This is a genomic window from Streptomyces sp. NRRL F-2664, assembly GCF_000719345.1.
Classification (GTDB): Bacteria; Actinomycetota; Actinomycetes; order Streptomycetales; family Streptomycetaceae; genus Streptomyces.
The window spans coordinates 67,662-91,533 of record NZ_JOFX01000001.1 but is presented as its reverse complement, the minus strand read 5'-3'; the positions used below and the strand labels follow the sequence as shown (position 1 = coordinate 91,533).

General features: G+C 73.7%; 17 protein-coding genes. 12 read left to right on the top strand and 5 right to left on the bottom strand.

Annotated features, from left to right (window positions below; genetic code table 11):
- The first annotated feature begins 169 nt into the window (after positions 1 to 169).
- The 3 genes from IF89_RS0100360 to IF89_RS0100350 all read left to right on the top strand — a co-directional run bounded on the left by IF89_RS0100360 (position 170) and on the right by IF89_RS0100350 (position 2,970).
- Positions 170 to 1,261, top strand: a complete 1,092-nt coding sequence (locus IF89_RS0100360; RefSeq protein ID WP_030759211.1) for a WD40/YVTN/BNR-like repeat-containing protein — start codon at positions 170 to 172, stop codon at positions 1,259 to 1,261.
- 11 nt (positions 1,262 to 1,272) lie between these two features.
- Positions 1,273 to 1,959 (top strand): uracil-DNA glycosylase, encoded by a 687-nt coding sequence (locus IF89_RS0100355; protein WP_030759209.1) that lies wholly within the window; start codon positions 1,273 to 1,275, stop codon positions 1,957 to 1,959.
- Positions 1,960 to 2,055: 96 nt separating this feature from the next.
- The gene (locus tag IF89_RS0100350) at positions 2,056 to 2,970 is read left to right on the top strand and encodes a sirohydrochlorin chelatase (RefSeq protein WP_030759207.1); all 915 of its coding nucleotides are present in this window, start codon (positions 2,056 to 2,058) and stop codon (positions 2,968 to 2,970) included.
- 75 nt (positions 2,971 to 3,045) lie between these two features.
- Here IF89_RS0100350 and IF89_RS0100345 read toward each other — a convergent pair whose 3' ends face one another.
- The 3 genes from IF89_RS0100345 to IF89_RS0100335 form a co-directional block, all read right to left on the bottom strand.
- The gene (locus tag IF89_RS0100345; protein WP_030759205.1) at positions 3,046 to 4,119 is read right to left on the bottom strand and encodes a lactonase family protein; all 1,074 of its coding nucleotides are present in this window, start codon (positions 4,117 to 4,119) and stop codon (positions 3,046 to 3,048) included.
- 55 nt (positions 4,120 to 4,174) lie between these two features.
- A complete protein-coding gene (locus IF89_RS0100340; protein WP_030759203.1) occupies positions 4,175 to 5,311 on the bottom strand; it encodes a nitric oxide synthase oxygenase in 1,137 nt (378 codons plus the stop codon).
- 289 nt (positions 5,312 to 5,600) lie between these two features.
- A complete protein-coding gene (locus IF89_RS0100335) occupies positions 5,601 to 6,191 on the bottom strand; it encodes a GNAT family N-acetyltransferase (protein WP_030759200.1) in 591 nt (196 codons plus the stop codon).
- A 138-nt stretch (positions 6,192 to 6,329) separates the two neighbouring features.
- Here IF89_RS0100335 and IF89_RS0100330 point away from each other — a divergent pair, with 138 nt between their 5' ends.
- On the top strand, positions 6,330 to 8,627 hold the full coding sequence (locus tag IF89_RS0100330; RefSeq protein WP_051806662.1) for a HelD family protein: 2,298 nt from the start codon (positions 6,330 to 6,332) through the stop codon (positions 8,625 to 8,627).
- On the opposite strand, the gene IF89_RS0100325 is transcribed toward IF89_RS0100330, so the two are convergent.
- Positions 8,617 to 10,119, bottom strand: a complete 1,503-nt coding sequence (locus tag IF89_RS0100325; RefSeq protein ID WP_030759195.1) for an FUSC family protein — start codon at positions 10,117 to 10,119, stop codon at positions 8,617 to 8,619. The genes IF89_RS0100330 and IF89_RS0100325 overlap by 11 nt on opposite strands.
- 368 nt (positions 10,120 to 10,487) lie before the next feature.
- Between IF89_RS0100325 and IF89_RS0100320 the strand changes: the two genes are divergently transcribed.
- Entirely contained in the window at positions 10,488 to 10,958 is a 471-nt protein-coding gene (locus IF89_RS0100320) for a MarR family winged helix-turn-helix transcriptional regulator (RefSeq protein WP_030759191.1), read from the top strand.
- A gap of 139 nt (positions 10,959 to 11,097) precedes the next feature.
- Positions 11,098 to 14,142 (top strand): AfsR/SARP family transcriptional regulator, encoded by a 3,045-nt coding sequence (locus IF89_RS0100315; protein WP_078628005.1) that lies wholly within the window; start codon positions 11,098 to 11,100, stop codon positions 14,140 to 14,142.
- 231 nt (positions 14,143 to 14,373) lie between these two features.
- Here IF89_RS0100315 and IF89_RS0100310 read toward each other — a convergent pair whose 3' ends face one another.
- Entirely contained in the window at positions 14,374 to 14,580 is a 207-nt protein-coding gene (locus IF89_RS0100310) for a hypothetical protein (RefSeq protein WP_030759186.1), read from the bottom strand.
- Positions 14,581 to 14,779: 199 nt separating this feature from the next.
- On the opposite strand from IF89_RS0100310, the gene IF89_RS0100305 reads away from it, so the two are divergent.
- The 6 genes from IF89_RS0100305 to IF89_RS0100280 all read left to right on the top strand — a co-directional run bounded on the left by IF89_RS0100305 (position 14,780) and on the right by IF89_RS0100280 (position 23,849).
- Positions 14,780 to 16,654, top strand: coding sequence for an AfsR/SARP family transcriptional regulator (locus IF89_RS0100305; protein ID WP_078628036.1), 1,875 nt, complete (start codon positions 14,780 to 14,782; stop codon positions 16,652 to 16,654).
- Between the two features lie 91 nt (positions 16,655 to 16,745).
- Entirely contained in the window at positions 16,746 to 20,033 is a 3,288-nt protein-coding gene (locus IF89_RS0100300) for a non-ribosomal peptide synthetase (RefSeq protein ID WP_051806661.1), read from the top strand.
- A gap of 54 nt (positions 20,034 to 20,087) precedes the next feature.
- A complete protein-coding gene (gene glyA, locus IF89_RS0100295; protein ID WP_078628004.1) occupies positions 20,088 to 21,488 on the top strand; it encodes a serine hydroxymethyltransferase in 1,401 nt (466 codons plus the stop codon).
- A complete protein-coding gene (locus tag IF89_RS0100290; RefSeq protein WP_030759174.1) occupies positions 21,485 to 22,174 on the top strand; it encodes a DUF2461 domain-containing protein in 690 nt (229 codons plus the stop codon). Before glyA ends, IF89_RS0100290 begins: the two co-directional genes overlap by 4 nt.
- Positions 22,171 to 23,271: a threonine aldolase family protein gene (locus IF89_RS0100285; protein ID WP_063831220.1), complete on the top strand. Its 1,101-nt coding sequence runs from the start codon at positions 22,171 to 22,173 to the stop codon at positions 23,269 to 23,271. Before IF89_RS0100290 ends, IF89_RS0100285 begins: the two co-directional genes overlap by 4 nt.
- A complete protein-coding gene (locus tag IF89_RS0100280) occupies positions 23,268 to 23,849 on the top strand; it encodes a GNAT family N-acetyltransferase (RefSeq protein WP_030759168.1) in 582 nt (193 codons plus the stop codon). The genes IF89_RS0100285 and IF89_RS0100280 overlap by 4 nt, the downstream gene beginning before the upstream one ends.
- Positions 23,850 to 23,872: the final 23 nt, after the last annotated feature.

The window sequence follows — 23,872 nt, the reverse complement described above, 5'->3', positions numbered from 1 at the left end:
ATGAAGAACACCCTCATGCAAGGCGCAATCATTTCCCAGCGGTAAATGATCGGTATAGATCATCCGATGTGCGGTGCGCGGCGCCCGCCGGGCTCTTGTCGGTGGGCGGGTGCAGACTGGCCGGAAAGACGCTCTGCGAAGAAGGCGACGACGTCCGGAGGTGCCGGCCATGGCCGATGTACTGCTGCTCGTGGGAACCCGCAAGGGACTGTTCATCGGCCGCCGCCGGGGGGACGGGCCCTGGGAGTTCGGTGAGCCCCATTTCAACGCCCAGGCCGTCTACGCGCTCGCCGTCGACCGCCGCGGCCCGGTCCCGCGGCTGCTGGTCGGAGGGGACAGCACCCACTGGGGGCCGTCCGTCTTCAGCTCCGACGACCTCGGGGCGACCTGGCACGAACCGGCCCGGCCGGCGGTGAAGTTCCCCCAGGACACCGGCGCCTCGCTGGAACGGGTCTGGCAGCTCCAGCCGGCCGGGGACGAGGCGCCGGACGTGGTGTACGCGGGCACGGAGCCGGCCGCGCTGTTCCGTTCGACGGACCGCGGCGAGTCCTTCGAGCTGGTCCGCCCGCTGTGGGAGCACCCGACCCGCGGCAAATGGGTCCCGGGCGGTGGCGGCGAGGGCCTGCACACCGTGATCACCCACCCCGGCGACCCGGACGCGCTGACCGTGGCCGTCTCCACCGCCGGGGTGTTCCGGACCCGGGACGGCGGGGCCAGCTGGGAGCCGTCCAACCAGGGAGTCTCGGCGGTGTTCCTGCCGGATCCGAATCCGGAGTTCGGCCAGTGCGTGCACAAGATCGCCCGCGACGCCGGCGACACGGACCGGCTGTACCTGCAGAACCACTGGGGGGTCTACCGCAGCGACGACGCGGGGACCCGGTGGACCGACATCGGCGACGGACTGCCCTCCGACTTCGGTTTCGCGGTGGCCGCCCACCCGCACCGGCCGAACACCGCCTACGTCTTCCCGCTCAACGCGGACTCCGACCGGGTGCCGGCCGAGCACCGGTGCCGGGTCTTCCGTACCGAGGACGCGGGCACCACCTGGCAGCCGCTCACGCACGGGCTGCCCGCCGCCGACCACTACGGCACGGTGCTGCGGGACGCGCTCTGCACGGACGACGCGGACCCGGCGGGCATCTACTTCGGCAACCGCAACGGCGAGCTGTACGCGAGCCACGACGACGGCGACAGCTGGCAGTTGCTCGCCGAGCACCTGCCGGACGTCCTGTGCGTGCGGGCGGCGACGATCGGCCAGTAGAGTGATCCACCGTGGCAGCACGACCGTTGAACGAGATCGTCGAGCCGGGCTGGGCCCGGGCTCTTGAGCCCGTGGCGGCGCAGATCGCCGTGATGGGCGACTTCCTGCGGGCAGAGATCGCGGCGGGCAGGACGTACGTCCCCTCCGGGGCCAACGTCCTGCGCGCCTTCCAGCAGCCCTTCGACGAGGTGAAGGTCCTCATCGTGGGCCAGGACCCGTATCCGACCCCGGGCCACGCGGTGGGGCTGTCCTTCTCGGTGGCACCCGACGTGCGGCCGGTGCCGCCGAGCCTGGACAACATCTTCCTGGAGCTGCACCGGGACATGGGCACCGGCCGGCCCGCGAACGGCGACCTGACCCCGTGGACCCGGCAGGGCGTGCTCCTGCTCAACCGCTCGCTCACCACCGCGCCCCGCCGGTCGAACGCGCACCAGGGCAAGGGCTGGGAGGCGGTCACCGACCAGGCCATCCGTGCCCTGGCCGCGCGGGGGAAGCCGCTGGTCTCGATCCTGTGGGGCCGGGCGGCCCGCAATCTGCGGCCGCTCCTGGGCGACCTGCCGGTGGTGGAGTCCTCGCACCCCTCCCCCAAGTCGGCCGACTACGGCTTCTTCGGCTCGCGGCCCTTCAGCAGGACGAACCAGTTGCTGGTCGGCCAGGGATCACAGCCCGTGGACTGGCGCTTGCCGTCCGTCAGTTGAGCGTATCTGCAATTCAACGGATAAATACGGACAGATGCGGCACGGGATGGCCCTGCCCGAACACCTTGTTCCGATAAGCCAGTAGCATGCGGCGCCATGAGCTCCCCCACTGGCCCCGCACATGGCCTGCCCGTACGAATGCCGCGACCCCGCCCGACCGGACGGCACCGCCGGCCCGAGCCCGCGGCCGCGCCCGAGGGCGCGCCCGCGCTGGTGCTCGCGGTGCCCGGTGCGCCTTCGGCCGCCTCGCGGGGGCTGGCGGAAGAGATCATCAGCATCGGCCGCTCCGAGCTGCCGGGCCTCGACGCCCGCGTCGGCTTCCTGGAGGGTGACGACGCCTCCGAGTTCCCGTCCCTGTCCGGCGTGCTGAGCGCCGTGGCGGCCGACCGGACCGCGCGGGCGGAGTTCGCCCGCGCAGCCGGCCACGAGGTGCCCGAGCAGACCGGCCCGGACGCCGTGGTCGTCCCGCTGCTCGCGGGTCCGGCCAGCGACCTGCTGCGCCGGATGCGTCAGGCCCTGATGGACTCCTCCGCCGCCGCCGAGCTGGCCGACGTCCTCGGCCCGCACCCGCTGCTGGCCGAGGGCCTGCACGTGCGCCTCTCCGAGGCGGGTCTGGCCCGCGCCGACCGCGCCCGCCTGTTCACCGTGACCACCGCCGCCGACGGCATCGTCCTCGCCACCACCGGCGGCGAGGAGGCCGTCCAGGCCGCCGGCATCACCGGCATGCTGCTCGCCGCGCGGCTCGCCGTACCCGTCCAGGCCGCCGCGCTGGACCAGGAGGGCTCGGTGGCCGCGGTCGCCGAGCAGCTGCGCCGCGAGGGCTCCACGCAGCTCGCCCTCGCGCCGTACCTGATCGGGCCCGAGGCGGCCGACGGGCTGCTGGACACCGCCTGCAAGGAGGCCGACTGCGCCACCGCCGAGGTGCTCGGCGCCTACCCGGCCCTCGGCAAGCTGGCCGTTGCGCAGTACACGGCGGCGCTCGGCATTCCTCAGGGCACGCCCGCGCACTGATCCGTCCCCTACGACGCGAAGGCCCCCGCCGAGCCCGGTTTCCCCGGAGGGCGGGGGCCTTCGCGTGGTGCGGCCCTACGCGCCTGGGGCGAGGACCACGCAGCTGGCGGCGGGCACGGGCAGCGACCCGGCCCGGTGCGGCCGGCCGGTGAGCGGGTCCACGTCGAACCAGGTGACGTCGCCGGAGTGCTCGTTGGCCGCGTAGAGCCGGCTCCCCGCGGCGTCCACGGCGAGGTCCCGCGGCCAGACGCCCCCGCAGTCCGCACTGCCGGTGAGCCGCGGCCTGCGGGGGCCGTCGGCGAGCGACAGGGTGACGAGCGCGTCGGCCCCGCGCACGGCCGCCCAGAGGAACCGCCCGTCGGGCGAGGCCACGACCGCCGAGGGGTACGCCCGTACGGCCCCTGGCGCGCCCGGGGAAGCCACCGGAACCTCCTCGACCGGTTCCAGCCGCCCGGATGCGCCGTTCCAGCGGCAGACGGTCACCTGCGGCTCCAGCTCGTGCAGGACGTAGACCGCCTCGCCCTCCGGATGGAAGGCCAGGTGGCGCGGCCCGGTGCCGGCGCGCAGCGGTGTCTCGGCGTGCACCCGCAGCTCCCCCGTGGCCGCGTCGGGCACGCAGACCCGTACCGAGTCCGTGCCGAGATCCACGCTGCACACCCAGCGGCCGGACGGGTCGGTCAGCACCTGGTGGGCGTGCGGGCCGGCCTGTCGGGCCGTGTCGGGGCCCGAGCCCCGGTGCGCGAGGACCCGGGCCGGTCCGGTCGGGCGGCCGTCGGCCGCCAGCGCGAGGCTGCTGACGCTGCCCGAGGTGTAGTTGGCCGTGAACAGGCGGCGTCCGGCCACGCTGACGTGGGTGGGCCCGGAGCCGCCGACGCGCACGGGGGCGCCGAGCGGGGCGAGGCCGCCAGTGGTGGGCCGGAAGGCCGCGACCTCGCCCCGCTCGCTCTCGCTCACCGCGTAGAGGACGCCGGTGTCCCTGGCGAGGGCGAGGTACGACGGATCCTCGGCGGTGGCGACCGAGAGCGGGGTCAGCGCCCCGGTCTTCGGATCCACGGTCGCGGTGGTGACACCGCGGCCGCCCCCCGAGGTGAAGGAACCGATGTAGGCCCGGTGTTCGCCGCTTCGGTCCGTGCTGTCGGCGTCGTCCACAGGAAACCCCTCTCACCGCTGTCGGATCCGTACGCAGCCGACGGTAACAGAAGGTCTAGACCAAATCCCGGCCCCGGGCCCGTTCTTGTGCGCCGGCGTGGTGGACATAGGCCGTACTGCTGGGGAGGTCTTCGTAGGTGCGGTGGAAGACGGGGGTGGCGGAGCCGGAGATGGGCGGCACGATCCAGGACCAGTCGGCCCCCACGTCCCGTCCCTTGCGCTCCTCGCGCGCCATGTGGGAGAGGAAGCGCCGGGACTCGGAGTGGTGGTCGGCGATGGTGACCCCGGCGCGGTCGAAGGAGTGCAGGACCGCCCGGTTGAGTTCGACGAGGGCGCGGTCCTTCCACAGGGAGCGGTCGTCGGAGGTGTCCAGGCCCAGGCGGCGGGCGACGGCGGGCAGGAGGTTGTAGCGGTCGGTGTCGGCGAGGTTGCGCGCTCCGATCTCGGTGCCCATGTACCAGCCGTTGAACGGCGCGGCCGGGTAGTGGATGCCGCCGATCTCCAGGCACATGTTGGAGATGGCCGGTACCGCGTGCCAGCGCAGGCCCCAGTCGGCCCAGTCGTCGCCGTCGGGATGGCCGATCGGCACCTCCAGGACGGCGTCCGCGGGGGTGTCGAACCACCGGGGTTTGTCGTCGACGCCCTGGACCACCAGGGGGAGGAGGTCGAAGGGGGTGCCGGCGCCGCCGGACCAGCCGAGCCGGAGCAGGGCCGCCGTCAGCGGGGCGTTGCGGGCGTCACCGACGGTGAGGGAGGGGTGGTCGCCGTAGCCGGCGTAGCGGACGAGCTGCTCGCTCCAGATCAGCGGCCCCGGGCGGTCCGGGGTCTCCGGGGCGAAGACGGTGATGGTGGGTCTGACCCGGCCGCCGTTGGTCGCCTCGCGCAGGTGGTCGAAGCACTCGGCGGCTATCGCGTCGGCGTCGGTGAGGCCGCGGCGGTCGCGGACCCGCAGCGAGTTCCAGTAGAGCCTGCCTATGCAGCGGTTGCTGTTGCGCCAGGCGACACGCGCCCCGTGGGCCAGCTCCTCGGGCGTATGCACATAGGTACCGGTGTCCGCCAGTTCCGCCCTGACGGCGGCGAGCCGGGCGCGCGGATCACCCGCGCCGGCGTTCTCCCTGTGGAAGAGTCGGATGAACTCCTCGGCCGCCTGCCACACCTGTGCGGTGGTGGAGCGCTGTTGAAGAATTTCCATTCCGGCGGGGTACCCCCTGTCCGACCAGATCCACCCTGTACGTGCCGGATGAATGTGCAGTAAACAATTACCCGTTGTACCTGCCGCAGGTCAGCGGCGTACGGCATGAGCTCCCGGAACACTCCTCCGGGTGATCCTCGCGGAAACGGCTGCGGACGGGGGGCGTGAAGGCGTACGATCCGGCGCACCCGGCGCACCCGGCGCACCCGGCGAACTGACGGAGCGTCGGACCCTCCGCGCGCCCCCGGTTGCACCGAGTGCCACGCATCGAGCCTCGAGCCGAGCCGGGTCAGCGGCAGGGGCGGCTCATGAACAGCGCCCGCTCACCCGCCGACGGCGTACCGTCGTAGAGCGCGGTGTCGAGGCCGCAGAAGGTGAACCCCATGCGCCGGTAGGCGTGCACGGCGGGGGCGTTGACCGAGCTGACCTCCAGCCAGAGGTGCTCCGCGCCCCGTGCGCGGGCGAACTCCGCGGCGCGCTCCATCAGCGCGCTGCCGATCCCGCGGCCCCGGTGGCCGGGCGCGACCTCGATGTCCTCGACGGTCAGCCGCCGGTTCCATGCGGAGTAGCCGACGGCGGCGAAACCGCAGAGCTCGTCGCCGTCGAGGGCCACGAAGGTGCGCGTGTCGGCGTCCACGTCGGGGCCCGCGCCGCGGGCGAACCCCTGCTCGTCGTGCTCCTCGGGCGGAAACGCCTTGTGCACCGGCGGGTCCACGGGGACCTCGCGGAGCAGGAAGCCCCACCCGTCGCCGGAGGCGGTCACCTCGAAGACGGTGGAGGTGGTGAAGGACCCGTCCAGGGCCTCGATGGCACCCGCGTCCTCGGGGCGCGCGAGGCGGTGGACGACTGCGCCGGCCGGCTCGTGCGGGGTGGTCGTCATGAGATCCACCGTACGCAAAAAAACCCCGGCCGAATTCACTGCCGAGGGAGGAGAAGGCGTATATTGAATGGTTCGCGACTTGGACCCTAACAAATCGCGAAAAGCTTACGGAGACACTATATCGCGGCGGGAGCGCAATTGTCAACCGAGGAATTCCGAAAAGAGCAGCAATTCGTCACCGACCTCTATCGGCGCCTCGACGACCTGCGCGACCAGGCCGAACAGGCGGTCGAAGGGGCTTTGCGGGACGTGGGGACGGGCTTCCAGGCGCGCTTGGAGCGCGATGTCCTGGTGGCCGAGCAGTCCGGTCTGCTGTCCGCCCTGAACGCCGGGGAGAACGGCCTGTGTTTCGGGCGCCTGGAGTTCTCCGACGGCGCCGACCACCACATCGGCCGCATCGGGATCCGCGCCGACGACGCGGACCGCACACCGCTGGTCCTGGACTGGCGGGCCGAGGTCGCCCGCCCCTTCTACCTCGCCACCGGCCACACCCCGATGGGGCTGCGGCGCCGCCGGCACATCAGCAGCCGCGGCCGGGTGGTCACCGCCCTGCACGACGAGATCCTCGACCTGACCGACGCGGAGCGCACCGGCCACGAGGGCGCCGACGCGGACGCGGTGCTGCTGGCCGCCCTGGACGCCGCCCGGACCGGCCGCATGCACGACATCGTGCGCACCATCCAGGCCGAGCAGGACCGGGTCATCCGCTCCACGCACCGGGGGGTGCTGGTCGTCGAGGGCGGGCCGGGCACCGGCAAGACCGCGGTCGCGCTGCACCGCGCCGCATACCTGCTGTACGCCCACCGCGAGCTGCTCGCCAGGCGCGGGGTGCTGATCGTGGGGCCGGGGCCGGCCTTCCTCGGCTACATCGGCGGAGTGCTCCCGGCGCTCGGCGAGACGGGCGTGCTGCTGTCCACGCCGGGCGAGCTGTTCCCCGGCGTCCACGCCACCGGCACCGACCGCCCGGGGGCCGCCGCGGTGAAGGGCCGCGCCTCGATGGCGCGGGTCCTCGCCCGCGTCGTGGCCGACCGGCAGCGCCTGCCGGAGGAGGTGCCGGCCGACACGGGCGAGGAGTACGACACCGTCCCGGAGCCCGCGCTGGAGATTGACCACGACGACCACGGGACCCTGCGGCTGGACCGCACGATGGCCCACGAGGCACGCGACCGGGCCCGGGCCACCGGGCTGCCGCACAACCAGGCGCGTCCGGCCTTCGCCTTCGCCGTCATCGACGCGCTCACCGCGCAGCTGGCGGACCGGCTCGGCGCCGATCCGTACGGCGGACCCAACCTGCTGGGGCCGGACGACGTCGCCCAGCTCGGCAAGGAGATCGCGACGAGCCGGGCCGTGCACGCCGCCATCGACTCGCTCTGGCCCTCCCTCACCCCGCAGCGGCTGATCGCGGACTTCCTGGCGGAGCCCACGCACCTGCCCCCGGACGAGGCCCGGCTCATCCGGCGCGCGCGCTCGGCCCGGCCCGACTGGACCCCGGCCGACGTGCCGCTGCTGGACGAGGCGGCCGAGCTGCTCGGGGAGGACGACAGTGCGCTGCGCGCCGCCGAGGAGCGGCAGCGCCGGCGGCGCATCGCGTACGCGCAGGGCGTGCTGGACGTCTCGGCGGGCTCGCAGTCGTACGAGTTCGAGGACGAGGAGAACGAGTACCTCGCGGCCCACGACATCATCGATGCGGAGCGGATGGCGGAACGCCATGAGGAGGCCGACCACCGCAGTACCGCCGAGCGCGCCGCGCAGGACCGCACCTGGGCGTTCGGGCACGTGATCGTGGACGAGGCGCAGGAGCTGTCGGAGATGGCGTGGCGGCTGCTGATGCGGCGCTGCCCGACCCGTTCGATGACGCTGGTCGGCGATCCCGCGCAGACCGGTGACGAGGCGGGCTGCGGTTCCTGGGAGCGGATCCTGGCGCCGTACGTGGGCGACCGCTGGGAGCTGGTCCGGCTCGGGGTCAACTACCGCACGCCGGCCGAGATCATGGCGGTGGCGGCGGCCGTGCTGCGCGAGCGCGACCCGGGGTTCGAGCCGCCGCGCTCGGTGCGGTCCACCGGGGTGCGGCCGTGGGCGCGGGCGGCCGAGGACCTCGCCGCAGCGGTCGCGGAGGCCGTGGAGCGGGACCGGCCGGCGGAGGGGCGGCTCGCGGTGATCGCGCGGCGGGAGCGGCATGCGGCGCTGACCGGCGTGCTGCCGGGGGTACGGGAGGGCGCCGAGCCCGATCTGACCCGGGAGGTGGTGCTGCTGGATCCGCGGCAGGCCAAGGGGCTGGAGTTCGACACGGTGATCGTGGTGGAGCCGGGCGAGTTCGGGCCGAGCGACCTCTACGTGGCGCTGACCCGGGCCACCCAGGCGCTGGGGGTGGTGCACACCCCCGGCCGGCCGCCGGAGGGACCGGCGGCCGGGTGGGGTGCGCTGCTCAGGCGCTGATGACGAACGGCGCCTTCGGGTCGGTGCCCAGCGGGGTGGCCAGCTGGGTGAGGGCCCGTTCGAGGCCCTGGAGGTGGGCGAGCGCGGGCTCGGCGGTGCCGGCGGGCGGGGCGGCGGGGTGCGCCGCCCGAGGTCCTTCGAGCTCCCGCTCGCCCGCGGTGAGCGCCTGTACGGCGGCCTCGACGCGCCAGCAGGCGGCGGCGAGGCGGGCGTCGTGGCCGGCGTCCGGGTCGGCGGCGACGGCCACCAGGCCGCGCACCTCGCGGGCGCAGTCGTCCAGCAGGGCGATGACCTGGCCGGCGCGCGCCTTACGGGCCCGGAACGGGCTGAGCGGGTGGACCAGCGGGGCGAGGGCCGTCCGGACGCGGGCCAGCAGGGTCTCCAGCTCGGCGGCGTGCGGGGCGGGATCCGCCGTCGCGGAGCCGGCGAGTCGGGCGGCGGCCTGGGCGGTGGCCGCGTGCACGCAGTGCAGCGCGCGCTGGATCCAGGCGTCGTTGGTGGCGTGGGTGGTGACGGGCAGGACGAGGACCACGGCCAGCGCGGCGCACACGGCGCCGACCGCCGTCTCCTCCAGGCGCAGCACGAGCAGGCCGGGGTCCAGCACGCCGAGGAGGCCGTAGAGCAGCCCGGCCATCAGCGTGACCGCGAGGATCATCCAGCTGTAGGAGACGGCGGCCGTGTAGAAGATGCCGAAGACGCAGGCCGCGACCAGGAGGGCGGTGGGAAGGGGTGCGCCGTCCAACGGGATGGCGATCAGTACGCCGGCGGCGACGCCGACGACGGTGCCCAGCACCCGGCGGAAGCCGCGGACCAGCGTCTCGCCGCGGGAGGCGGTGTTGACGAAGATCCACCAGGCGGTGCCCACGGCCCAGTACCAGCGGTCCTCGGACAGCACCTGGCCGACGGCGAGGGCGACGGCGCAGGCGGCAGTCGCCTGGAAGGCCTGGCGGGTGGTGTGCCGGGCCAGGCCGCGGCCGGGCAGCGGTGCGGGGGCGGCGGGCGGCGGGGTGCGCCGCTCGATGGGCCAGAGCAGGAAGCGCACCGCGGCCGACGCGGCCAGGGCCAGGCCGACGGCGGCGTAGAGCTCGGGGAGCTGGGCCGGGAGGGCATGGAGGAACTGCGTCACGAAGAAGTTCATGAACGCGAAGATCCCGAGTGCGTGGCCGCGCGGGCCCCAGCGTCGGGCGTAGACCCCGCAGAAGACGACGAGGACGAAGGCGGCGTCGCGCAGCGGGGTCACCCCGTGCAGGGCGGTGGCCAGGGCCAGTACCGGGAACCCGGCGGCGGGCAGCAGGGCGGTGGTGACGGCCTGGCGGCGCACAGTGGGGTCGGTGACGGTGAACAGCGCGAGCAGCGCTGCCAGGCCGCCGGTGATGGAGGCGGTCAGGGAGAGACCGCACAGTTCGGCGAGGGCGACGGCGGCGCCGACGCCGATCACCGCGCGGACCGAGGTCCTCAGCCGCAGACGCCCCGGATCCGGAGCCACGAACATCCTCTTCACAGCGGTGTGCCGCCCCCCTGCAGTGGTGCGCGCCGGGCCGACCCCGCCCGGGGGTGGTGGGCGGCGGACGGGCACGGCGAAGGCGCCGCGCTCCGGAACCGGCCTCGTTGCCGTCCGGCGCTGCGCGGCGCCGAAGTACATGGATAGGACACAGATAAGCACCTGGGGGCCCAGTGGCTCAACTCGGCCTCGATGACCAGGTCCATTGGCGCAGTCGCAGAGGTGATCGGCGCGCCAGAGCGCTGCCAATGGACCAGCCGGGCCCGGCCTTCGCGGACAGGTCGCGCACGACTCTCGTCCGTGCGACCACGCGCTGTTATCGTGCAGCGACCCGGAAGACGTACGGAGGGGGACCTGCGTTGACGTGCAGAGCGGAGTCCGGGGAGGCCGAGGCGTTCAGCCGGGCCGCCGTGGCCGTCTTCCGACTGAACGGGCGCTTCACCGCGGCCGTCGACCGGCTGGCGCCGGCGTCCGGTCTGAGCGCGGCGCGCTGGCAGGTCCTCAGCACGGTGACGGACGAGCCCCTGTCGGTCTCCGAAGTGGCCCGGCGCGTGGGGACCACCCGGCAGAGCGTGCAGCGCATAGCGGACCTGCTCGTACGGCAGGGACTCGCCGTCTATCTGGACAATCCGGCGCACCGGAGGGCGAAACTGCTGGCCGCGACCGAGCGGGGCGGGGCTGCGAAGCAGGAGGTCGACTCCTGTCTGGCCGACCTGGCCCGGCAGCTGTGCGCGAGCCTGGGCGGTGAGGAGGAGGTGCACCGGACGGCCGAGATCATTCGGGGGCTGTCGGGCGCGCTGGCCTCGGTCGGCACGGGCGGCTCCGGGTGAGGGCCGCCCGCGCCCGCTACCGCTATACGGACAAGGCGGCTTGAAACAGCCGCCGTTTTTCCCAAAGGTTGACTGCACCGAGGAATCGTCTTTGCGGTACCGTTCGCGCCTGACACGGGGTTTCAAAGGCGGGGGACCTGTGAATCGGTTTGTCTTCAGACTGCTGGGGCCACTGCTCGTCCAGGCCGAGGACGGCCCCTTGCGCATCAACGGCAGGCGCCAGGCGACGGTCCTCGCGATGCTGGTGCTCTATGCCGACCGGGTCGTCTCGGTGGACACCCTGGTGGACGCCGTCTGGCCGGATTCGCCTCCCGCGACGGCCCGCAACCAGATCGCCATCTGCGTGGCCACCCTGCGCAAGACCTTCAAGCAGGCCGGCGTGACCGACCTGCTGATCACCTCTCCCCCGGGCTACCTGCTGGCCAAGGGCGAGCACCGCGTCGACGTCCAGGAGTTCCTGGAGCGCGCCGAGCAGGGCCGCGACGCCGCCCGGCACGGCCGCACCGAGGAGGCCTGCACGCTGTTCGAGGAGGCGCTGAGCATCTGGCGGGGCTCGGCCCTCGACGAGACGCCCGGCTCCCGGCTGGAGGCCGAGGCGACGCGGCTGGAGCAGATGAGGCTCACGCTCATGGAGGAGCGGGCGGGGCTGATGCTCCAGCTCGGCCGGCACCGCGCGCTCATCGGCGAGCTCACCGACCTGGTGGCCCGGCATCCACTGCGCGAGCAGTGCCGTGAGCACCTCATGCTGGCCCTCTACCGGTCGGGCCAGCGGGCCGAGGCCCTCGACGTGTTCCTGGCCGGCCGCCGCTTACTCACCGAGCAGCTCGGGATCGAACCGGGTCCGGGGCTGCGGCAGTTGCACGACCTGATCCTGCGCGACTCGCCGGAGCTGACCCGGCCCCCGGCCGTGGCCACCCCCGCGCCGACCGCCCTGCACACCGTCCCGGCGCAACTCCCGGCGCAGGTCATGGCGTTCACCGGCCGGCAGCGCGAGATGGCCTCGCTGGACCGGCTGCTGAAGGAGCCGTACCACCCGCACACCCCGGCCCTGGCGACGATCGTGGGCGTGGGCGGGGTGGGCAAGACGGCACTGGCGGTGCACTGGGCGAGCCAGGTGGCGGACCAGTTCCCCGACGGCCAGCTCTTCGCCGATCTGCGCGGCTACGACGAGGAGCAGGCGCCGGTGTCGCCCGCGGCCGTGCTGGACCGCTTCCTGCGGGCCCTCGGCATAGCCGCACCGCAGGTACCGGTCGATCCCGATGAGCGGGCGGCGCTGTTCCGGAGCCTGCTCAGCACCCGCAAAACCCTGATCCTCCTGGACAACGTACGCTCCTTCCAGCAGCTCAGACCCCTGCTGCCCGGCGGTGGGCGCAGCGTGGTGCTGGCCACCAGCCGGGAGAACCTGGGCGACCTGACCGGGGACTACACGGCGCTCAGCATCCGGCTGCGGATGCTGGAGCCGACCGAGGCCACGGCCCTGCTGATCAAACTCGCGGGGGCGGACCGGTTCGGCAGTGACCCGGTGGCGGTGGAGCAGCTCGGCGCGCTGTGCGACTGCCTGCCGCTGGCGCTGCGGATCGCCGGCGCCCGGCTCGCGGCCAAACCCAACCTGAGCGTGCGCAGCCTCGTGGAGCGGCTGCGCGACCACCGCTCCCGGCTGGACGTTCTGAGCCCGGGCGAGGGCGGGGTGCGCGCCGGCTTCCGCCTCACCTACCGGGACCTGCCGCCGGAGGCGGCCCGGATGTACCGGCGCCTCGGACTGCTGCGCACGGCGGACTTCGCCGCCTGGGCGGGGGCGGCCGTCCTCGACACCAGCGTGTGGCACGCGGAGGAGCTGATCGACCACCTGGTCGACGCCCAGCTGCTGGAGGTGGCGGAGTCGGCGCCGGGCCGGGCGGCCCGCTACCGCTTCCAGGACCTGCTGCGGCTGTTCGCCCGGGAGCGGGCGGAGTCGGACGAGCCGGAGGGCGAGACGGACGCCGCATTGGAGCGGGCCTTCGGCGCGTGGCTCTGGCTGGCCGAGGAGGCGCACCGGCGGATCGACGGACGCGACTTCCCGGTGGGCCGGCCGGCCGCGCCCGCCCCCGGCTTCCTGGGCGAGCTCGCCGACGAGCTGCTCGGCTCGCCGATGGACTGGTTCGAGTCGGAGCGCACCGCCGTGACCGACGTGGTGGCCCAGGCGGCGGAGACGGGCCGGGCCGGCTACGCCTGGAAGCTGACCGAGAGCGCGGTGCCGCACTTCGAGACGAAGAACTACCTGGAGGACTGGCAGCGCAGCGCCGAGCAGGCCCTGGCGTCCGCCCGCTGCGCCGGTGACGAGCCCGGCGAGGCGACCATGCTGCGGCTCCTGGGGTCGCTGGCGATCTACCAGCGGCGCTACGAGCAGGCCGAGGGCTGGAACATGGCCGCGCTGCGGCTGCTGCGCACCACGGGTGACCTGGGCGGGGCGGCGCTCGCGCAACGGAACCTGGCCATGTGCGCACGGTTCCAGGGCGACTGGGAGCGGGCGCTGGAGTACTGCGAGGCGGCGCTCGGCGGCTTCCATGCGTCGGGGGACATCGGCAACGAGGCCCATCTGCTGGGCTTCCAGGCGCAGATCGAACTGGACCGGGGCAACGTGGGCGGCGCGCTGCCGCTGGCGGAGCAGGCGGTGGCGCTCAGCCGGCGTACCGGATCGGTACGGGCGGAGGCCCAGAGCGTGTACCGGCTGGCCGAGGTGCGGCTGCGCGCGGGGGGCTACGGCGAGGCGGCCGAGGCGTTCGGCGCGGTGCTGCGCCTGACCCGCGGCGAGGGCGACCGGGTCGGTGAGGCCCACGCGCTGCGGGGTCTGGGGCAGACGCAGTGGAGCCAGGGCCTGCTGCAGGCGTCGGGGGACACGCTGCAGCAGGCCCTGGAGATCACCGTCGAACTGGCGGACCGGTTCCTGTACGCCCGGGTGGAGACGGACCTCGGGTGCGTGGATGCGCTCGGGGGCCGGTGTGCGGAGGCGGCGGAGAGGTTCCGGCGGGCCTGTGCCGCCTTCGGTGAGGTCGGCGCGCAGCCCTGGCGGGTGCAGGCGGGCCGGCTGCTGGCGGCCGTACGGGATGCGGGGGACGTACCGGGCGGTGGGGGTCCCGGAGGGCTGCCGCATCGTTCCTTCACTCCGGAGGAACTGACGGAGCTGCTGGCGCATCCGGCGAACTGACGCCCGTCCGATATGGCGCGGGCCGCGGGGGCGGATGGCCGCCGGTGCGGGCTGCGGTGGTGCGGGGTCCGCGGCGGGGGCGCCGGCTGCGGTGGCGGTGCGGGCCTGCGTGGTGCGTGCGGCCCCAGCACGTGCTGCCGTCCACGTGCGGTGGTGCGGGCTTGCGATGCTGCGTGCTGCGGTGGAACCGGAGGAGCGGCGCGGCGCTCGGGTGGGGGCGCCGCAGGGGGGTCAGCCCCAGGGCATGTCGCCGTTCGTGCCGGCGGAGCCGGACGGGGAGGGGTGCAGCGGCTTGACGATCCCCCAGGGCATGTCGTCCGCCTGGACGCTGGTGCCCCCCTGCGCCGTGACGGCCGACACGGCCCCCGTGCCCACGAACATCCCCGCAAGGACAACCAGGCAAGCGGCCGTCTTCTTCGCCGTCCGGGTGCTGCGCATCTCGGATTCCCCTCTCGATGGATCATCACTGCCGCTCGCTGCGGCACGAATGGAACAGTAGGGACGCCTCCTTTCTCTTCCGTGTTCCATCGATTTCGTGACCCAGGCCCCCCTCGAAATCGACACGATATCGAGGGGACAACGACCTCCTCTAGCTTCGTTCGAAGATTCTTCTCAGGAATCACGGATGGGGCGGTACATGGAATTCCGAGTGCTCGGGCCAGTAGAGGTACGGCGGGACGGCCACCGGGTCGCGTTCTCCGGGGCGAAGCTGCACACCGTGCTCGCGGCGCTCCTCCTGGCCCGCGGGGAAGTGGTGTCGGACGAGCGGCTGTGCCGGTTGCTGTGGGGCTGGGCGCCCCCCGCGACCGTCAGCGCACAGCTCTACACCTATATTTCGCGCCTGCGCAAGATTCTGGGCGCCGACGTGACGATCGATCGCAGACCGCCGGGATATGCCATGAGCATCGGTAATGCGACCGTCGACCTGAACGAATTCGAGAAGCTGGCACTCGGCGGCCGCGAGGCACTGATCAAAGAGGACTTCGAAAAGGCCGGTGAGCTGCTGCGCGACGCCCTGGCCCGGTGGAACGGCCAGCCGTTCGCGAACGCCACCGAATACCTCGCCGACGCAGAGGCCCCGCGACTGACGGAGGCGCGGGCCGTGACCCTGGAGCACCGCATCGCCGCGGACCTCGCCCTCGGCCGGCACGAGCAGCTCACCGGCGAACTCACCGGGCTCGTGGCGGAGTTCCCACTGCGCGAGCGCATCCGCTGCCAGCTGATGACCGCCCTGTGCCGGTCGGGGCGGCAGGCGGACGCGATCCACCTCTACCACCACGGCCGGGCGGTGCTCGCGGACGAACTGGGGGTCAATCCCGGCGAGGAACTCCAGGCCACCTACCGGGCGCTGCTGGACGGCACACTCGACCGGTGGCCGGGCTCCGCCCCCGCCGTACGGGCGGGCGCGCGGCCGCGGGCCTCGGGCCCCTCGGACGGGACCCCGGCCATGCTGCCCCCGGACACCGTCGACTTCACCGGGCGGGAGCCGGAGCTGGAGCTGGTGTGCCGGGCCCTGGCCCCCGACGGGCAGGGTGCCGGACGGCCCCGCCGGGTCCTGGTCACCGGCATGGCGGGGCTGGGGAAGACCGCGCTGGCCGTCCACGCGGCGCACCGCTGCCAGCGGCATTTCCCCGACGGCCAGTTGTACGCCGACCTGCGCGCCGCGGACGGCACTCCGCGGCACCCGGCCCGGGTACTGCGCCGGCTGCTGCGGGCGCTGGGCCCGATGGACGACGTACCGGCCGCCGACGACCAGGACCAGCTGGTGCGCCTGTACCGGGAGCGGACCCGGGGACGGCAGCTGCTCATCGTGCTGGACAACGCCTCCGGGGCGGCCCAGCTCGGTCCGCTGCTGCCCAACACCCCCGAGCCGGCCGTGCTGGTGACGGGGCGTACGGCCCTGCCTACGGTGGCCGGGGCGCACACGGTGGCCCTCGCGCCCCTGGAGCCGCGGGCCTCCCTGGAGCTGCTCGCCGCGGCGGCCGGTCCCTCCCGGGTGGCGGCGGCCCCGCGCGCGGCGTCCGCGATCGTCGAGCACTGCGCCGGGCTGCCGCTGGCGCTGCGGATCGTCGGTACACGGATCGCGGCCCGGCCGCACTGCACGCCCGACCGGCTCGCCCGCAGGCTGGCCGACCCCGTGACCCGGCTGCGGGAACTGCACTCCGGCGACATGGACGTGCACACCTCCCTGCTGCCCTCCTGGCGCGCACTGGAGCCGGAGGTGCGGGCGGTGTTCCCGGAGCTGGCCGCGCTCGGCCCGGATCCGTTCCCGGCAGCCGAGGCGGCGACGGCGCTGGACCTGCCGGAGGCCGAGGCCGAGCGGCTGCTGGAGGCGCTCGCCGACGCCGCCCTGCTGGAGGTCAGCGGCGCGGACGAGTGGGGCCAGCCCTGCTACCTGTTCCACCCGCTCGTCCGGCTCTTCGCGCTCTCCCTGGAGGAGGGACGCGCGGCGGTACCCGCCGAGCGGACCGGCCGTCCGGAGCGTAACCGGCGGCTAACTCACCGCCCCTAGCCTCGCCCTGCCCCGCAGCAGGGCGCCCCGGCCCGCATCCACCCCGAGCACGCACACGCCAACGGCCCGTAACACCGAATGGAGTTGGACCATGACCGAGCTCCTGCCCGCTCGCGCGGACAGTGCCGCGTCCTTCCCGATGACCGAGACGCAGCAGGCACTGATGATCGGGCGAGGCGAAGCCGTCGAGATGGGCGGCATCGGCTGCTACGGATATTTCGAGTGGGAGCGCGCGGACCTCGACCCGGAACGGTTCGCGACCGCCTGGCGCACGGTGGTCGCCCGCCACGACATGCTCCGCGCGATCGGCAGGACGGACGGCACCCAGTGGGTGCCCGCCGACCCGCTGCCGTTCGAGATCCCGGTCGTGGACCTGCGCCACCTGTCCGCGGACGCCGCCCGGGAGCACCTCGCCGCGGTGCGCGAGGAGATGAGCCACGTGGTCTTCCCGGTCGGCAGCTGGCCGCTGTTCGACCTGCGGATATTCCGGCTGGGCGGTCCGGAGGACCTCGGCCGGGTCCACCTGGGCATCGACCTCCAGGTGCTGGATGCCTCCAGCGCCTTCCAGGTGCTCTTCCCGGAGCTGGTCGACCTGTACGAGAACCCCGATGCCGAACTCCCCGAGCCCGGCATCAATTTTGCCGAGTACGCCCGCTGGCGCGCCGACGCCCTGCCGCACACCGAAGCCTTCCGGGCCGCCCGCGACTACTGGGTGCAGCGCGTGCCCACGCTGCCGCCGGCCCCGTCGCTGCCCACGGGCGGTGCCGGCGGCGACACCGGCGAGGTCCGCTTCGACCGGCGTGAGCACCGCCTCTCCCCCGCGGACTGGCAGCGGTTCACCGAGCGGGCGCACGGGGCGGGCCTGACCCCGTCGTTGCTGCTCACCGCGGCCTTCGCCGAAGTGGTGCGGGCCTGGGCGGAGGAGTCCGACTTCACGATCAACTACCCGGTCTTCCAGCGCCCCGCGGTGCACCCGGACATCACCGGCGTGCTCGGCGACTTCACCAACGCGGTGATGCTCGCCGCCGACGGCTCGGGCGCGACCTTCCTGGACCGCGCGCACGCCCTGCGCGACCAGCTGGCCCGCGATGTCGAGCACGGCTCCTTCAACGGCGTCCGCGTACTGCGGGAGTTGACTCGCCTGCACGGCGTGGGTGCGCAGGCCGGGATGCCCGTGGTCGTCACCAGCCTGCTCGACTACCCGGTGCGCCGGCCCGTCACGGACCTGGGCCGGGAGGTGTACTCGATCTCGCAGACCCCGCAGGTGACCCTCGACGTGCAGCTGCGGGAGCTGGCCGGTGAGCTCCGCGTCATCTGGGACTTCGTCGACGGCGCGTTCGCGCCCGGCTTCGTCGACGCCGCCTTCGGCGTGTACGTGGACCTCCTGACCAGGCTCACCGACGATCCGGACAGCCTGCACACCCCGCGCTTCGACCTGGTCCCGCCGGCCGAGCGGGAGCTGCGCCGGCAGGTCAACGACACGGCCGGGCAGATCCCGTACACCACCCTGCACGAGCTGTTCGCCCGGCAGGCGGAGCTCACGCCGGACGCCGAGGCCGTGGTGGACTCCCGGCGGCGGCTCAGCTACGCCGAACTGGCCGCCTACGCCTGGCGGATCGGGCACACGCTGCGCGAGCACGGGGCGGCGCCGGGCGAGCTGGTGGCCGTGGTGATGGAGAAGGGCTGGGAGCAGTACGCAGCGGTGTACGGCATCCTCGCGTCCGGTGCCGCCTACCTGCCGCTGGACGCGTCCGTGCCGCCGGAGCGGCTGCGCCGGCTGCTGGCCGAGGCCAAGGTGGACCGGATCCTCACGCAGTCCTCGCTGGAGTCCCGGGTCAGCTGGCCGCCCACGGCCCGCCGCTACCGGGTGGACAAGGACTTCGAGACCGGCACCGCGACCCGGCCCGACACCGCGCAGACCCCCGCGGACCTCGCGTACACGATCTTCACCTCGGGCTCGACGGGCGAGCCGAAGGGCGTGATGGTCGACCACATCGGCGTGGTCAACCTGATCCGCGACGTCGCCGACCGCTTCGGGGTCGACGAGCGGGACCGGCTGCTGGCCATCTCGGGGCTGCACTTCGACGCCTCGATCTACGACGTCTTCGGGGTGCTCACCCAGGGCGGGACCGTGGTGGTGCCGCCGCCGTTCGAGCACGCCGAGCCCGACGTGTGGGCCGACCTGGTGCAGACGGAGCGGGTCACGCTGTGGAACTCCGTACCCGTGCTGATGGAACTGCTCGTCGGCGAGGCCGAGGTGCGCGACCGGCGGGGGGCCGGCCGGCCGCTGGAGTCCCTGCGGCTGTCGGTGCTCTCCGGCGACTGGATCCCGCTGACCCTGCCGGACCGGCTGCGGGCGCAGAGCCCGCGGATCCAGGTGGTGGGCTCGGGCGGTCCGACCGAGACGATCTGCTGGTCGCTCTTCCAGCCGATCGGCGAGGTCGACCCGTCGTGGACGAGCATCCCCTACGGCAAGCCGATCACGAACCAGCGCTACTACATCGTCGACCGGACGGCCCACGAGCGCCCGCTCGGCGTCGTCGGCGAGATGGCCGTGGCCAGCGACGTCGGCCTCGCGCTCGGCTACTGGAACGACGCCGAGCGCACGGCGAGCCGCTTCGTGCGCCTCCCGGAGACCGGCGAACGCGCCTACCTGACCGGCGACCTGGGCCGGTACCTGCCGGACGGCAGCATCGAGATCCTGGGCCGGGACGACTTCCAGGTCAAGATCCAGGGGCACCGGATCGAACTGGGCGAGATCGAGGCCGTGCTGCGCCAGGACGACGAGGTCGAGGCGGCCGTGGTCGTGGCCCCCGCCAGCGCCCACGGGGTGCGGCGGCTGCACGCCTACGTGGTGGCCGACGCCGGGTCGGACGCCGGCGCCGCCGACCGGGTGCTGGAGCGGCTCGCCGCGCAGCTCCCCGGCTACATGGTGCCCGCCGCGATCACCGCGCTCGACGAACTGCCGCTGACCCGCAACGGCAAGGTCGACCGGCTGCTGCTGGCCTCCTCCGCCGGGAGCCGGCAGTCCGCCGACGACGCGGCCGCACCCGACGGCGGGGAGGCGACCGGCAGCGCGCTGGAGCTGGTGCTGTGCGCGGCGGTCGCGGACATCCTCGGCCTGGACGGGGTGGCGCCCGGTGACAACTTCTTCACCCTGGGCGGCGACTCGCTCAGCGGGACCCGGCTGGCCGGACTGCTCAAGGAGCTGCTCGGGGTGCCGGTGCCGGTCAAGACCGTGTTCCAGAACCCGGTGGTCCGCGACCTGGCCGGAAAGATCGCCGCGGACGAGCAGCACGGTGCGGAGGCGGTCGCGGCCGCCGAGGCGTTCGGCGAGCTGGAGGCCGAGGAGACGGACACCGCCGATGCCGAGGACTGAGGAAACCACCCGGTTCAGCACGGCCACCACGGACGATTCCGAGAGGGGACAGTCATGAGTCTCACCCTGCCCGCGCCCGTCACCGGTCCTCCGGACGGGAACGGACGGCCGGGCGGCGCACCCCGGGTGCCCGCACCGGACCTGGTCGATTTCGCCGCGCACGCCAACACCCGGCTCAGAGACCGCGACTCCGTCCTGTACGACCTGCTGGCGCGGGAGTCGGCGCGCCAGCGCGACACCCTGATGATGGTCGCGGCGTCCAGCGTCGCGGACCCCTCCGTGCTGGCCTGCGAGGGCAGTGCGCTGGGGAACCTGACCGCCGAGGGGTATCCCGGCAACCGCTACCACGCGGGGTGCGGCGTCGCCGACGACATCGAACGCCTCGCGATCGAGCGGGCGTGCGCGGCCTTCGGGGCGCAGGACGCGATCGTGCAGCCGCACTCCGGGTCGTCCGCGAACCTCGCCGTGATCACGGCCCTGCTCAGCCCGGGTGACAGCCTGCTCGGCCTCGACCTGGACTGCGGCGGGCACCTCACCCACGGCTCCCCCGCCTCGGTGACCGGCCGCTACTACCGCGCCCACGGCTACCGGGTGACGCCGGAGGGGCTGCTCGACTACGACCAGATCCGTGAACTGGCGCTGGAGCACCGGCCGAAGCTGATCGTGTGCGGGGCGAGCGCGTACCCCCGCAGCATCGACTTCGCCCGGTTCCGGGAGATCGCGGACGAGGCCAACGCCTACCTCCTCGCGGACATCTCGCACATCGCGGGCCTGGTCGCGGCCGGCCTCCACCAGAGTCCGGTCGACCACGCCCACGTGACCACCACCAGCACCTACAAGCAGCTGTACGGCCCGCGCGGCGGACTGATCCTGCTGGGCCGCGAGGCCCGCAGGGCGGGGCCGGAGCGCGGCACCCTGGCCGCGACCCTGCGCCGGGCGGTGTTCCCCTTCACCCAGGGCACCCCCGACCTGGCGTCGGTGGCGGCCAAGGCCCGCGCCCTGGACTTCGTGGCCAGCCCGGACTTCGCCGAGGTGGCCAAACGGCTGGCCGACGGTGCGCAGGCGATCGCCGAGCGCCTCCTGGACCGGGGCTTCCGGCTGGTCACGGGCGGTACGGACACCCACATGGTGCTGCTCGACCTGCGCGGCACCGGCGTCACCGGGGACGTGGCCGAGGAGGCCCTGGAGTCCTGCGGGATCGTCGTCAACCGCAACCGCGTCCCCGGGGACACCACGCCGGTCCGGGTGACGGGCGGGCTGCGGCTGGGCACGAACACGCTGGCCGCCCGCGGGATGGACCGGACGGTGGCCGCCGAGTGCGCCGACCTGGTCGCGGACGTCCTCACGGCGCTCGCCGCGCCCGGCGGCGTGCTCCCGGACGTGTTGCGCGACCGGGTCCGCGCCCGGGTGTCGGAGCTGTGCGCCGCCCACCCCCTGCCGGGGTACCTGCCGTGACCTTCAGCGGCTTCCCGCCCTCGGCACTGCGCCTGTACGAGGACCTCGCGGCCGACAACAGCAAGGAGGCGTGGCGGCTGCGCCACCGCGAGCGGTACGAGCGCGACGTGCGTGCGCCGATGGACGAGCTGGCCGCTGAACTGGGCACGTTCTTCGCGGAGTGGGCCGGACCGGCCGGGGTGCAGGTGCTCGGCCCGGTCCGCGACACCCGGATGTCCCACGACAAGTCCCCGTACAAGACCTACCAGGGCGCCTATCTGGACCTGCTGCCCTGTCTGGGACTGTGGGTGCACCTGGACCGGGACGGGCTGTACGCCTCCGGCCGCTGGTACCCGTACGCCGGGGCCGAGGTCGCCCGCTACCGTGCCGCCGTCGAGGAGGAGGACGGCGGCACGGAACTGGCGGCGCTCACCGGCCGGCTGGCGGAGCAGGGCTTCGTCATCGGCGGGGACCGGCTCAGGTCCCGGCCGCGGGGGGTGCCCGCGGACCACCCCCGGCTGGACCTGCTGCGCCACCGCAAGATCGACGCGGGGCGCCGCTACGGTCCGGCCGCGGGTCTGCACACGGCACGCGCCGGGGAGCTCGTACGGGAGACCTGGCTGCTGGTACGGCCGCTGCTGGACTGGATGGCGGCCCGTGGGCTCACCCCGCGGCCGCGTGAACGAGGAGTTGACGATCCGTCATGAGCACAGCCGGATGCACGGTCGCCGATCTGCGCAGCGACACGGTGACCCGGCCGGGTCCCGCGATGCGGGCCGCGATGGCCGACGCGGAGGTCGGCGACGACCTCTTCGGGGAGGACCCGACCGTACGCGCCCTGGAGGAGCGCCTCGCGGCGCTCTTCGGCTTCCCGGCGGCGCTGTTCACGCCGTCCGGAGTGATGGCCAACCAGATCGCGCTCCAGCTCCTCGTCGGTCCCGGCGAGGAGCTGGTGTGCGACGCGGAGGCGCACGTCCTCGCCCATGAGGAGGCTTCCCCGGCCCGCTACGGCGGCATCCAGACCCGTACGGTGACGGCCGAACGGGGGGTGATCACCCCGGCCCTGCTGGCGCGGGTGCTCCGGCGGGGGAACCCGTACACCCTGGGCACGCGCGCGGTGGAGGTGGAGCAGACCCACACCCGCGCCGGCGGCACCGTCCATCCGCTGGAGACGCTGCGGGCGGTGCGCGCCCTGGCGGCCGGCGCGGGCGTTGCCGTCCACATGGACGGTGCCCGCATCTGGAACGCCATGGCCGCGACCGGAACCGCGGCGGAGCGGTACGGGGAGACGGCCGACTCGCTGTCGGTGTGCCTGTCGAAGGGGCTCGGCGCGCCGGTCGGCTCGGTGCTGCTGCTGCGGGCCGAACACCTGCCCCGTGCGCGCAAGCTGCGGCACGGCCTGGGCGGCGGGATGCGCCAGTCGGGCATCCTGGCGGCTGCGGGGCTGTACGCCCTGGACCACCACGTGGAGCGGATCGCCGAGGACCACGAACACGCCGCGCTGCTGGCGGCGGGGCTGCGGGAGGCGGGCTTCCCCGTGCGCCCGCCCGAGACCAACATCGTCCTCGTCGGGGTGCCGGGCGCCGACGAGGTCGTCGCCCGGGCCGCACGGGAAGGAGTGCTGGTGACCGCGCCGGACCCGGACACCGTCCGGCTGGTCACCCATATGGACGCAGGACGCGAGGCGTGTCGGCGCGCCCTGGAGGTGCTGACCGCCGTTATGACCGATGTCGTCGCTGGTGCGCGTGAGGGCGTGCCCGCGGGGCGAAAGCAAGAAGCGGAAGAGAGCGAAGTAGCAGCATGAGTTTAGAAGTCCGGCCGGCCACGGCGGATCTGTGGGACGACGTCAAGAAGGTGCTCCAGCCGAAGAAGAGCGCGCACACGTGCTGGTGCATGGCGTGGCGGCTGACGACCGGGGACTACGGGAGGATGTCCGCGGAGGAGCGCGGTGAGCACCTGCGGACCCTGGCGGAGAAGGCCGATCCGCCGCCCGGGGTCCTCGGGTTCCTGGACGGGGAGGTCGCCGGCTGGTGCAACGTGGCGCCGCGCCGCCAGCTCGACCGGTTGACCTCGTCGAAGACGATCACGCCCGTCGACGACGTGCCCGTGTGGTCGGTGACCTGTTTCGTCGTGCGCAAGGAATTCCGCGGCAAGGGGGTCGCCTCCGGTCTGCTGGAGGGGGCCGTCGAGCACGCGCGGGCGAACGGCGCGCCCGCCGTCGAGGGGTATCCGGTGGATCCCGAGGGCGGCCGGGTGAACCCGACCCTCGCCTACGTCGGCACGATGGACATGTTCGAGCGGGCCGGCTTCCGCCGGATCCTGCGCACCGAGGCCAAGAGCGACAAGCGGCACCGCTGGATCGTACGTCGCGACCTGGTCTGACGCCCGCACCGGCGGTACCGGTG